Genomic DNA, 12,054 nt, shown 5'->3' with positions numbered 1-12,054 from the left:
ATAATAAAAAAAGGTTCATTTATGAACAGAGCCAATCTTCAAGAACTGGGTAATCTGAGGGAGCGGATTCCCGGTGTAATCAACATTGCCCGAATAGCCATCGTCTTACCGCTTTTGGTTTTGCACGCTTTCGGCAGCTACACGGGTGGCAACCTGATTGGCATTTCGTTGCCGGACGTTGAGTTTTATATCTGGGTAACGCTGTATTTCCTCCTGATTATGCTCTCCGTGTTCCGCCCGGGCTGGCAGTGGCAGTCTTTGGATTTGCCCAATGCCAGTGCCGTGGTCGACATCACCATGATGATGGTTTTGGTGTATATCTCCGGCGGTACGGCTTCCGGTTTCGGGATTTTGGTTTTGCCGTTTGTTGCTACGTCGTGTCTGCTCAGTTATGGCCACTACCCTATGCTGTATGCAGGCTATACGGCCATGCTGTTTATTTTGAACCTGTTTTTAGACGGCAGCATGCGTTTCGATTCGTTTAATTGGGACGCGAAATCAATGGTGAATTCTTCGATGCTGATCGGCGCAGGCTATCTGGTGGCGATGCTGACATCGTTTGCTGCCCGTTATCTGGAGCAGGCCACAGAGTCCGCCAGCCGTCATCAACTGGCCTACCGCCGTATTAGCGGCTTGAACCATTTGGTTTTGAACCGCGTACAGGAAGCGGTTGTGGTGATTGATGCGACCCAACGCGTGTGGCTGTTTAACAAACAGGCAAAAATCTATTTCCCCAGCCTGATTATCGATCAGCAGGAAATCGTGTTTGGCGAACTGGTGGCACGTTGGCAGCGCCAACCCGACAAACCTTTTGAAACCGATATCCATATTTTCCAACACGCCATGCACGTTCGAGCCGTTCCGCTGATTCAGGAGCAGACCGAGCTGCTGATGCTGTATGTCCGCTCATTGCGTGAAGTGGCTGCGGAGGCCATGTCCACCAAGCTGACTTCGCTCGGACAGTTGACTGCCAACCTTGCCCACGAAATCCGCAACCCGATGTCCGCCATCCGTCATGCCAGCGATTTGTTGCAAGAGGGTGATGAGGCAGATCCGCTCAAGGCCAAGCTCTACAACATCATCGACAGCAATATCCAACGCATCGACAAGATGTTGGAAGACGTATCCCTGCTTAACAAACGAGACAACATCAGCCGCCAGCCGATTAATCTGATGAAATTTTGGTTGGAATTCAAGCAGGAATTTACCTTAAACAATCCCGATGCCATCGGCTGTCTGCGTATGAATATGGACGGCAACAACCTGACCGTATTGGTTGACTCCATGCACTTGCAGCAAGTGATGTGGAACTTGTGCAACAACGCTTGGCGACACAGCCGTCAGGACGAAAACGCCATTACCGTTCTTATCCGCTCTAGCGGCAGGATGCATATTTCCATCGTAGTGGCGGACAACGGCAAAGGCGTGCCGCCCGATGTACGAAATCATCTGTTCGAGCCGTTTTACACCACCGAAAAACAAGGTACCGGTTTGGGGCTTTACGTCGCACGCGAGTTGGCACACGCCAATATGGGGCAGCTGCATTATCACCCTGAAATGAACGGGTTTGAACTGATTTTACCGAAGGAGCAAGCGCAGGATGAATAAATTGCAAGAGCCGGTTTTGGTTGTCGATGACGAGGCAGACATCCGCGACCTGATGGAAATGACCCTGATGAAAATGGGTCTGCGCGTCGATACTGCGGCTGGTGTTGAAGAAGCCAAAGACAGGCTAGACAACAACGATTATTCGCTGGTGTTGACCGATATGCGTATGCCCGACGGCTCCGGCCTCGAGGTGGTTCAATACATCGACGAATTGATGCTCGACACGCCCGTCGCCGTGATTACGGCTTTCGGCAATGCCGACCAAGCCGTTGAAGCCTTGAAAGCGGGGGCGTTTGATTATCTGCAAAAACCGATTACGCTGTCGCAGTTGCGTTCATTGGTTAAATCGGCAGTATCGGTTTCCGATAATACTGCCGAACCCACGCCGTCTGAAAAAGTCAAATTGCAGCCTGCGCCTGTTTCTGCCGCCCTGTATAAACCCGAACCTCAGCCGGCCAAGCCTGTCGTTACGCCGCCTAAGAGCGTACAGAGCGAATTTAACCGGCCTTTGACTGTTCCGGAAGGGCTCAATTCCTTAAAAGAGCGTTTTTCGGCCGGTAACATCAATCCTGCTTTGCAACAAGACGCACCTATATTGGAAGGCGACGACGATATGCCGCGCCTGTTGGGTACTTCGCCGCAAATGGTCGAAGTACGCCACCTGATTCGCAGATTGGCCCGCAGCCTTGTTCCCGTTTATATCTCCGGCGAGTCCGGTACGGGTAAAGAGCAAGCGGCACGTACCATTCATGAGTTGTCCGACCGCGCCGACAAACCGTTTATTGCTGTCAACTGCGGAGCTATTCCTGAAAACCTGATGGAAAGCGAATTTTTCGGTTACAAAAAAGGCAGCTTTACCGGCGCAGATCAAGACCGTTTAGGTTTTTTCCAACACGCCGACGGCGGCACTTTGTTCCTTGATGAAGTTGCCGATTTGCCGCTTGCCATGCAGGTCAAACTCCTGCGCGCCATTCAAGAAAAAGCCGTGCGCCGTATCGGCGATGCGCGGGAAACCTCTGTGGATGTGCGCATTATTTGTGCAACCCATAAAAACCTCGAAGCTTTGATTGAAAGCGGTGCATTCCGTCAGGACTTGTATTACCGCCTCAACGTAGTCTCCCTGCACATGCCGCCTTTGCGCGAAATGCGCGAAGACTTGGGCGCACTGATTCTGTATCTGTTGTATAAACACCGTCACGGCAATCAAACCTACAAACTCAGCCCGAAAGCCCAAGAAGCCCTGTTGCATTACAGCTACCCCGGCAACTTCCGCGAGTTGGAAAATATCCTTGAACGCGCCGTTGCGTTGACGGTAGGCCAAGTGATACAAGTGGACGACTTGCAGATTCAAAACGCCCCACAGGTTAAGGCTGAACGCAGCGGCTTTTCCTTTGACGATATTGCCGAACCTGACGCGCGCGAAACCACGCTCAATCACAGCCCCATTCCGCCGTTTGATCCGCGTACCATGCAGATACAGGATTACCTCGACCAAGTGGAACGCAGTATCATCGAGCAGGCTTTGCAGCAAACCCGTTACAACCGTACCCAAGCCGCCAAACTTTTGGGCATCAGCTTCCGCTCTATGCGCTACCGCATGGAACGCTTGGACATCAATTAAAACGTTCAGACGGCCTGAGTTTTCAAGGCCGTCTGAAACATAAGCCTTATGTACAAGATTTATTTTGACGAAACCGCATCTGCCGAACTTCGCAGCCTTACCGAGCCGTTCGGGTTGACCGTTATCGACCGGCAGCCTGAAGAAGGCAGTTTCCTTATCGCTGACGAAAGCGGCATCAGTTTGTGCCGCGCCGGTGAAAAAGGCCGTGTCCGCGTTGATTTTGATGGCGGTGCCGCCCATTATCGGCGCACTAAAGGCGGAGGCGAGTTGATTGCCAAAGCAGTCAACCACACTGTACAACCGACTGTCTGGGACGCTACCGGCGGACTGGGGCGCGACAGTTTTGTGCTTGCCTCGTTGGGTTTGAATGTACACACTTTTGAACAAAATCCTGCGGTTGCCTGTCTACTTTCAGACGGCCTCAATAGGGTGGGGCAAAGTGAAGAGACACGGGAGATTGCCCAACGCATTACTTTGCATTTCGGCAATTCCGTTGATTTAATGCAGGAATTGGCAATGGAAAACGGTATGCCCGATGTAGTGTACCTCGACCCGATGTATCCGGAGCGTCGCAAAACCGCAGCTGTGAAAAAAGAAATGGCTTACTTTCACGACTTGGTCGGCTCGGCACAAGATGAAGCCGAGTTATTGGATGCGGCATTGAATACCGCCAAAAAACGCATTGTCGTCAAACGCCCGCGCTTGGGCGAATTTCTCGACGGGCGCAAACCTGCTTATCAATACACAGGCAAAAGCACGCGGTTTGATGTTTACCTTCCGACAAGGCCGTCTGAAGACTAGAAGCAAACTTGCAACATATCAAAAGAAACCGCCGACGTTATCAGCGCGGCGGCAAAGTGTGCTATAAATACCTTTTCCCAAACTTCATTGGAGCAAACTATCATGGAATTAGTATTCATCCGTCACGGACAAAGCGAATGGAACGCGAAAAACCTTTTCACCGGCTGGCGCGACGTTAAGCTGAGCGAGCAAGGTTTGGCAGAAGCCGCAGCAGCAGGTAAAAAGCTGAAAGAGAAGGGCTACGAGTTCGACATCGCCTTTACCTCCGTTCTGACCCGTGCCATCAAAACCTGTAACATCGTTTTGGAAGAATCCGACCAACTGTTTGTTCCACAAATCAAATCATGGCGTTTGAACGAGCGCCACTACGGCCAGCTGCAAGGTATGGATAAAAAACAAACCGCAGAAAAATACGGCGACGAGCAAGTCCACATCTGGCGCCGCAGCTACGACACCCTGCCTCCGCTGCTCGATCCTAAAGACCCTCACTCCGCCCACAACGACCGCCGCTATGCTAACCTGCCTAGCGATGTCGTACCTGATGGCGAAAACCTCAAAGTGACCCTCGAGCGCGTTCTGCCTTTCTGGGAAGATCAAATCGCTCCGGCCATCTTGAGCGGCAAACGTGTATTGGTTGCGGCACACGGCAATTCCCTGCGCGCGTTGGCCAAACACATCGAAGGCATTTCCGACGAAGACATCATGGGTTTGGAAATCCCAACCGGTCAGCCGCTGGTGTACAAATTGGATGAAAACCTGAAAGTAATTGAAAAATTCTACCTGTAAGGTAAAGGGAAAAAAGGACGTGTTGGACACGTCCTTTTTTATATTTGTCTGTATTGAGGCCGTCTGAAGGCAGTTGATGGCGGGCGACATGAAAAAAGGACGCGTAAAGCGTCCTTTATGGAGATTAAAACCTGAAAAGTATTACTGGTTTTTCTCGATGATTTCTTTGAGGTGAGGCATAGGGCTGTAACCGCTTTGGCTGCGGCCGTTAGGGAAGACTACGGTCGGCGTGCCGTTGAAGCCGAATTGTTCGCCCAATGAAGTGGTTTCTGCAACAGGGTTTTCGCAGTTTGCTTTGCCGCTTGGGAATTTGCCTTTGCGCATCCAGTCGATCCATGCCTGGGTCGGATTAGGTTGACACCACAACAGCTCGGCTTTGCGCGCGGCATCAGGGTGCAGGCTTGGAATCGGCATCATGAAGGTATAAATCGTGATGTCGGTCATTTTTTCAAACTCATGCTCCAAGCGTTTGCAGTACGGGCAGTCCGGATCGGAGAAAACAGCGACTTTCAGTTTGCCGTTGCCGCGTACTTCTTTGATGGCTTTATCCAAAGGCAGGGAAGCGAAGTCGATTTTGTTCAAATCGGCGGCGCGTTCTTCAGTCATGCTTTGGCGCGTATTGACGTTGATGAGGTCGCCAACGAGCATATAGTCGCCTTTAGCATCGGTATAGATGATTTGTTTGCCGCTGACGACAACTTCATAAATGCCTTTAATCGGTGTTTCACTGACGCTCAAAACTTTCAAATCCTGGGCGGCATAGACTTTTTCCAGACGCGCTTTCAAAGAAGTGGCAACGGATTTGTCGGCAGGCGCTTCCGCTTTGGCAGCCGGTGCAGGCGCCGCGTTGGCATTGGATACGGCAGGTTGACCGCATGCCAACAAAGGAAGAACGGCAAACGGCGTTAAGATTTTGATTAACTTGGTTTTCATGCGAGAGACTTGCGTGTGTTGAAATAAAGCATTGTATCAAACCTCCGTCATGTCTGCATTGTACTCAGGCTCAAATTATCGTCTGAAAATAGCTTTCGGCTGTTAAAATACGAAAAAATGATTTGATTGTTTGTATGTTCTACCACCGTATTGCCGTAAACGTGCCGCTTTCAGACGGCCTTTTGACGTATTCCCATTCCGAGCCGCTTCCTCTGGGAACGCGGGTGCTTGTGCCTTTTCGTAATAAAACCGTTGTCGGGGTTGTGTGGGAAACGGATATCGCGCCCGATATGGATGCGGCGCGGATTTTGAGCGTTCAGACGGCCTTTATGGAAGAAAAGCCGTTGCCTCAAAGCTGGCGTGATTTGTTGGCATTTACGTCGCGTTATTACCACTATCCGATGGGGCAGGCGGTGTTTGCCGCACTGCCGCAGGGTTTGAAGGAAACGCGCGCGGTGGAAATGCCGCAGCCGCCGTTGTTTTACGCGCTGAACGAAGCGGGCAGGGCGCAAATGCCGCCGCCGGCACGGTTCAACAAAAAAGCCGCTTTGTGGGACGCGCTGCTGTCGGGCGGGATGACGATGGCGGCGTTGAAGCAGGTGAATGCGCAGGCGGCGAAGTTAATCGAAGATTGGGCGGAACAGGGTTGGATTGAAACAACGGAAGCGGCGAAGCCCGTTTTAAGGTCGTGCAATGGCCAGGCTTCGCACTCTGAATTTGTATTAAATGCCGACCAGCAGAAGGCTTCCGATGAAATTCAGACGGCCTTTGGTAAATTTCAACCGTTTTTGCTGTACGGCATCACCGGCAGCGGCAAGACCGAAGTGTATTTCGATGCGATGGCGAAAGTGTTGGCGCAGGGGCGGCAAGTGTTGTTTTTGTTGCCGGAAATCAACCTCACGCCGCAGCTTTTGAAGCGGGTGGAAAACCGTTTTGCCGATGTGCCGACCGCCGTGTTGCACAGCCAGATGGCTGCAGGCAAGCGCACGCAGGATTATTTGCGCGCTATGTTGGGGCAGGCGAAGCTGGTGATTGGCACACGGTTGGCGGTGTTCACACCTTTGCCTGATGTCGGGCTAATTGTGGTCGATGAGGAACACGACGGCTCGTTCAAACAAGACAACGAATTGCGCTACCACGCCCGCGATTTGGCGGTGTGGCGGGCGAAGCAGAGCGGCTGTCCCGTCGTGTTGGGCAGTGCCACGCCCAGCTTGGAGAGCTGGCACAAGGCGCAAAGCGGCGCGTACCGCCTGCTGCAACTGACCGAGCGCGCCCATGCCGCCGCGCAACTGCCGCAAGTAGAAATTCTCAACGTAGGCCGTCTGAAACTTGACAACGGCTTCTCGCCGCAAGCCTTGCAGCTTTTAAAACAGAATTTTGAAGCAGGTGGCATGTCGCTGGTGTACCTCAACCGGCGCGGTTTCGCGCCCGCGCTGTTTTGCGGCGACTGCGGCCATACCTTCGGCTGTCCAAACTGCTCCGCTAAAATGGTGCTGCACCAACGCGCCCGCCAACTGCGCTGCCACCATTGCGACCACCGCGAACCCATCCCATTCAAATGCCCCGACTGCGGCAACCAAGACCTGACCGCCGTCGGCCACGGCACGCAGCGCGTCGAAGAAACCCTGCGCGCCTTCCTGCCCAAGGCTGCCGTCGTCCGTGTTGACAGGGACAGCACTGCGCACAAAAACGACTGGGCAGATTTGTACCGCCGCATCGCCGACAACGAAATCGACATTCTGGTCGGTACGCAGATGCTCGCCAAAGGTCATGATTTCGCGCGGCTTAACCTCGTTATCGTATTGAACGCCGACGGCAGCCTGTATAGCGCGGACTTTCGTGCGCCGGAAAGGCTGTTTGCAGAGCTGATGCAGGTGTCCGGAAGGGCGGGGCGCGCCGACAAACCCGGCAAGGTGTTGATACAAACCCAACTGCCCGAACATCCCGTCTTCGCCGCCGTCAAAGCGCAGGACTACGCCGTGTTTGCCGAAAACGAATTGAACGAGCGGCAAATGTTCGCCATGCCGCCTTTCGGTTTCCAGACCGCCGTCCGTGCCGATGCGCCGCATGTTGCCGATGCGATGGAATTTCTCAACGCCGCCAAAGAAACCCTTGCCCCGCTTTTGCCCGAAAGCGTCTCCCAGTTTGGTGCCGCTCCGATGCTGATGGTGCGCCTCGCTGAACGCGAACGCGCGCAAATCTTCCTTGAATCAACATCCCGACAGGATTTGCACCGCGCCGTAAGTTTGTGGGTGCAGGTGTTGCAGCAAAACCGCGACGGCAAAATCAGATGGTCGGTGGACGTTGATGTGCAAGAGGCTTGATTGAAATGGCTCAATCAATAAGGAAATAAAAGGCCGTCTGAAAATCTGTTTTCAGACGGCCTTAAGTTTTTGAATCGGTTTAGAAGAATTTTGCAGCTATATAGCCGAGTGCAAGCAGGCTCAAAACGGCGAATACGATAGCCATTGTAAGCAGGAACTGTGTTTTCTTCCTCGCTGCAAGTGCTGCCAGCTCAGGATTTTGGTCTAACTCTTCGCGTAGTTGGGATTCCAACTCGGCACGGATTTTCTTGCGCAGCTTTTTCTCTTCCTGCTCGCGCTCGTATTTGAGCTTGTGGGCGATTTCGGTTTGTTTTTTATGCTCGAAAGAGATTTTTTCCTGCCATTCAATGCGCTTACGCTGGATGGCCAGCTCATTTTTTTCTGTCAAATCAAAGTGGCAGGTTTTACATTCCTGTGCATCTAGTTCGTCAATAATCGTCATGCAGACGGGGCATTGGATAGGGTCGGGAGTATTGGCTGCCGACATAGTTTCTTCTTCAACTGCTTCCAATTCCATAGACTGACGGACGATCACGTCCAAACCCAAATAGCTGAAGTAATGCTGCGCATTTTCGCGCTCATCTTGGGTACATTTTTCGGCCACAATCGCTTGCGGACGCTCAGCCAAGGCTTGAATCAGGCTCTCGACTTCGTTTTCGGGCAGGTTCTCATACAGGCAGGCGTGGATGAGCTCCCTATCCGTGTTCGGCGGATAGGAAACGTATACGTCGAAAAATTTTTCTTGTTTGCTCATTGATATCCCATGAGTATTTCGACTGCGTCAACCAAATGGGTTTAGCCTAAGGTTTTGTTATTGTGTTTGAGCTGTTTTGGCTTATGATACGAGCCAAAACAGAGGCTGCAGTCTCAGGCAGACCAGGTACGGTTTGCCTTTGTGTCGTTAATCGGCTGGACAATAATTTTTTATTTATATGGAAACATACATGTCCAATGTTATGTCTATTGTAGAGTAAATATTTACGCCCGATATTATTATTATAAAGTAAATCTAAAATTGTTTAAAATAAATTCACACAAAAGGCCGTCTGAAGATACAGACGGCCTGTTTTTGTGGCAAAAACGGATTGTTTATACGGAGAAGGACGAACCGCAACCGCAAGTTGTCTCTGCATTCGGATTGCGGATGACGAATTGAGAACCTTGCAGGCTTTCGGTGTAGTCGATTTCCGCACCAACCAAATATTGGTAGCTCATCGGGTCAACCAAGAACGTCAGGCCGTTTTTCTGGATTTCAAAATCGTCGTCATTTTTGATTTCGTCAAAGGTAAAACCGTATTGGAAGCCGGAGCAACCGCCGCCGTTGACGAATACGCGCAATTTCAGGTCGGGATTGTTCTCTTCGGCAATCAGGTCGGCAACTTTGGTGCAGCAGCTGTCAGTAAAGATAATAGGGCTTTCGTCTGACATGATGTGATTCCTTTTATATGAATATTTTTACTATTGTCGCGCAAACCGTTAGTCAAGGCAAGTTTGTGCAGACAGGGTCTGCCAGCTTACATGGAGGGCATGGCAGAAATTTCAAGCACCAGTATGTCAGATTTAGATGCTTCTGCCAAACCATTCTACACGGCCGATGATGGCAACGTCGTCGGTCGGGTTTTTCAAGTCGATTTCAAAAGTAGGGTAGGCCTCGTTGGCAGAAATGACGTTGACGATGCCGCCGGGTATCAGTTGCAAGCGTTTGACCAAAAGGTTTTCGTTAAGGCGTAAAACATAGAGGCCGTCGCGCGGCGTGGTTTGGCCGTGGTTGATGAGGATGGTGTCGCCATCATTCAGCACGCCTTCCATCGAGTCGCCTTTGACTGAGATAACGGAAAGGTTTTTGATGTCGCGCGTCACATAATTTTCTATCCAATAGCGTCGGAACGCCATGGCGAACATGGGCTGTTCATCGCCGACGAGCTGGCCGTGTCCGGCCGCTGCTTGGATGTCGTAACGCGGTACGAAGACAAATTCGTCTATATCGACAGGGTTGCCCAGTGTGTCGGTTGCTGTGGCTTTTGGGGCTTCGGAATCGGGGAAGGGAGAACCTTCGCCTGTCAAAAGCCAGTCTATGCTACAGCCTTTAAGTTGTTTGATTTTTTTTAGCGTTTCCGATTTCGGCAGGCCGCCTTCGTTCCAGATACGGCTGAATCCGGCGATGGTCATATCAATGTCGGCGGCGATCTTGGCTTGGCGGGCTTCATCTTTCCATAAGAAAGCCAGGCGGTCTTTAAAGGTATCCATGTTTATGCCTTTATGGAGGTATGTTTTTTATATGGTTTGGACGATTTGAGTGTATTTTACCTTAGTTTTTATAAAATTGTAAGAAAAAAATTACCTAACCTAAGAAAAAGTATTGCACATTCTATTTTTTCTTAGTATTATTCGTTTTGTCTTAGATGAATCGATATTTCTAATTTTTTGTTCGATTTTTCTTAGTTTAGTTTTATTTGGTTTAGTTTTTCTGACTTAAACCTGCTATGTGATTATGATGAGAGGTGTGAAATGACTCGTTCGCGTAAAAATATTTTTTGGGTGCTACTGGCGTTGGTACTGGGTTTTTTTGCCCTGCCTTTCGGATCTTCGGAAGCACATGAAGCGGACGGTAATTTGACGGCTTCGGAATGCGAACGTTTGGGCAGCTTGAGTTTGGATCAGATGGACGGCAGGCTGCTTGCCTTCGCCAAAGAATGTGATATGGTGGAGGCCACCCACGATTGGGAGCAACAGTACGGTAACTTGAATGAAGAAGAAATGCTTGCCGGCGTGGTGTATGAGTGATGTTTGCGTATGAATTAATAAAGGCCGTCTGAAAACCATTGTTTCAGACGGCCTTGTATTTTTAATAAGAATGATATTAAGGCATTAATGGTGCATTAGTCAGGCCGGTGGTTTCGGGCAGGCCGAACATAATGTTCATATTCTGCACGGCTTGACCGGCTGCGCCTTTAACCAAGTTGTCGATGACGGAAAGAACAATCCACACATCGTCTTGATTGGGCGCTCTTTGAACGCTGATACGGCAAAGGTTGGCGCCGCGCACGCTGCGGGTTTCAGGTGTCGAACCTGAAGGCAAAATATCAACAAAAGGACTGTCGCGGTAGTATTCGTGCAGCAAGGCTTCAGGATCGGTATGTTCTTGCAGGTGCAGATACAGAGTGGCATGCATACCGCGTATCATCGGAACAAGGTGTGGCACGAAAATCAGGCCGTCTGAAACATGGTCTTGCAGTCTGGACAGGGTTTGTTGGATTTCAGGCAAATGGCGGTGGCCGCTGACTCCGTAGGCTTTGAAGTTTTCACCTGCTTCGCACAATAGGGCGTGGGTGCTGGCTTTGCGACCCGCACCGGAAACACCGGATTTACAGTCGGCAATCAGCGGCGCATTGGCCTTCAGACGGCCAGCTTGAAGCAGTGGCAATAAGGGCAGAGAAACGCAGGTAGGGTAGCAACCCGGATTGGCCACCAGCATGGCTTTGGCGATGTCGTCTTTGTGAAGTTCGCACAAACCATACACTGCTTGGGAAACGAGTTGCGGCGCGGCATGGGTCATTTTGTACCATTGTTCCCATGTTGGGATGTCGCGGATGCGGAAGTCGGCAGACAGGTCAATCACGCGTACGCCTTTTTCGATAAGGGACGGTGCTTCTTTCATGGCTACGCCGTTGGGCGTAGCGAAGAATACGAGGTCGCAGAGGTCAAGCCCGGCCTCTTCGGGCGTTTGGAATGCAAGGTCGTAAATGCCGCGCAGGCTGGGGAAGTAGTCGGCAACCGCAATACCGGCTTCGCTTCGGCTGGTGACGGCAGTAACCTCTGCGTTGGGGTGGCTGCTGAGCAGGCGCAACAATTCAACGCCTGTGTAACCGGTTGCACCGACGATACCAATTTTAATTTTTGTGGTCATGGTGTGGCTCCTTTGTAGGGGTAACAATGCGTTTGATTATATAGTAATTAATTGCCGTCAGTCAGCGCTGCTTG

11 protein-coding genes are annotated in these 12,054 nt (G+C 51.1%); 6 read left to right on the top strand and 5 right to left on the bottom strand.

All coding sequences use genetic code 11. From position 1 onward, the window contains the following. Positions 1-21: 21 nt before the first annotated feature. From ACTHTJ_RS01840 to ACTHTJ_RS01825, 4 genes are all read left to right on the top strand, one after another. Positions 22-1,608 carry a two-component system sensor histidine kinase NtrB gene (locus tag ACTHTJ_RS01840; protein WP_070712140.1) on the top strand — a complete coding sequence of 529 codons (1,587 nt, stop codon included), beginning with the start codon at positions 22-24 and terminating at the stop codon, positions 1,606-1,608. Beyond that, positions 1,601-3,229, top strand: coding sequence for a sigma-54-dependent transcriptional regulator (locus tag ACTHTJ_RS01835; protein WP_440360827.1), 1,629 nt, complete (start codon positions 1,601-1,603; stop codon positions 3,227-3,229). The genes ACTHTJ_RS01840 and ACTHTJ_RS01835 overlap by 8 nt, the downstream gene beginning before the upstream one ends. Before the next feature lie 48 nt (positions 3,230-3,277). Then, complete coding sequence (locus tag ACTHTJ_RS01830) at positions 3,278-4,030, top strand: class I SAM-dependent methyltransferase (protein ID WP_070585113.1); 753 nt, start codon at positions 3,278-3,280, stop codon at positions 4,028-4,030. Positions 4,031-4,132: 102 nt separating this feature from the next. Continuing rightward, the gene (locus tag ACTHTJ_RS01825) at positions 4,133-4,816 is read left to right on the top strand and encodes a 2,3-diphosphoglycerate-dependent phosphoglycerate mutase (protein ID WP_003679823.1); all 684 of its coding nucleotides are present in this window, start codon (positions 4,133-4,135) and stop codon (positions 4,814-4,816) included. Between the two features lie 141 nt (positions 4,817-4,957). Here the strand turns inward: ACTHTJ_RS01825 and ACTHTJ_RS01820 are convergent, their stop codons facing one another. Continuing rightward, entirely contained in the window at positions 4,958-5,749 is a 792-nt protein-coding gene (locus tag ACTHTJ_RS01820) for a DsbC family protein (protein WP_070585111.1), read from the bottom strand. A gap of 134 nt (positions 5,750-5,883) precedes the next feature. On the opposite strand from ACTHTJ_RS01820, the gene ACTHTJ_RS01815 reads away from it, so the two are divergent. Then, positions 5,884-8,073 (top strand): primosomal protein N', encoded by a 2,190-nt coding sequence (locus ACTHTJ_RS01815; RefSeq protein WP_440360828.1) that lies wholly within the window; start codon positions 5,884-5,886, stop codon positions 8,071-8,073. 79 nt (positions 8,074-8,152) lie between these two features. Here ACTHTJ_RS01815 and ACTHTJ_RS01810 read toward each other — a convergent pair whose 3' ends face one another. The 3 genes from ACTHTJ_RS01810 to ACTHTJ_RS01800 all read right to left on the bottom strand — a co-directional run bounded on the left by ACTHTJ_RS01810 (position 8,153) and on the right by ACTHTJ_RS01800 (position 10,320). After that, positions 8,153-8,827 (bottom strand): hypothetical protein, encoded by a 675-nt coding sequence (locus tag ACTHTJ_RS01810; RefSeq protein ID WP_070585107.1) that lies wholly within the window; start codon positions 8,825-8,827, stop codon positions 8,153-8,155. A 335-nt stretch (positions 8,828-9,162) separates the two neighbouring features. Further along, a complete protein-coding gene (gene erpA, locus ACTHTJ_RS01805; protein WP_003680162.1) occupies positions 9,163-9,501 on the bottom strand; it encodes an iron-sulfur cluster insertion protein ErpA in 339 nt (112 codons plus the stop codon). 132 nt (positions 9,502-9,633) lie between these two features. Beyond that, positions 9,634-10,320, bottom strand: a complete 687-nt coding sequence (locus tag ACTHTJ_RS01800; protein ID WP_003680158.1) for a S24 family peptidase — start codon at positions 10,318-10,320, stop codon at positions 9,634-9,636. Between the two features lie 261 nt (positions 10,321-10,581). On the opposite strand from ACTHTJ_RS01800, the gene ACTHTJ_RS01795 reads away from it, so the two are divergent. After that, entirely contained in the window at positions 10,582-10,857 is a 276-nt protein-coding gene (locus ACTHTJ_RS01795) for a hypothetical protein (protein WP_003748371.1), read from the top strand. A 76-nt stretch (positions 10,858-10,933) separates the two neighbouring features. On the opposite strand, the gene argC is transcribed toward ACTHTJ_RS01795, so the two are convergent. Beyond that, on the bottom strand, positions 10,934-11,980 hold the full coding sequence (argC, locus tag ACTHTJ_RS01790; protein WP_070585105.1) for an N-acetyl-gamma-glutamyl-phosphate reductase: 1,047 nt from the start codon (positions 11,978-11,980) through the stop codon (positions 10,934-10,936). Between the last annotated feature and the right edge of the window lie 74 nt (positions 11,981-12,054).

The sequence above is a fragment of the Neisseria sp. P0018.S001 genome (assembly GCF_051957355.1).
Taxonomy (GTDB): Bacteria; Pseudomonadota; Gammaproteobacteria; order Burkholderiales; family Neisseriaceae; genus Neisseria; species Neisseria subflava_A.
Note: the sequence above shows the minus strand (reverse complement) of the source record. Positions and strands in the feature narration are given on the sequence as shown.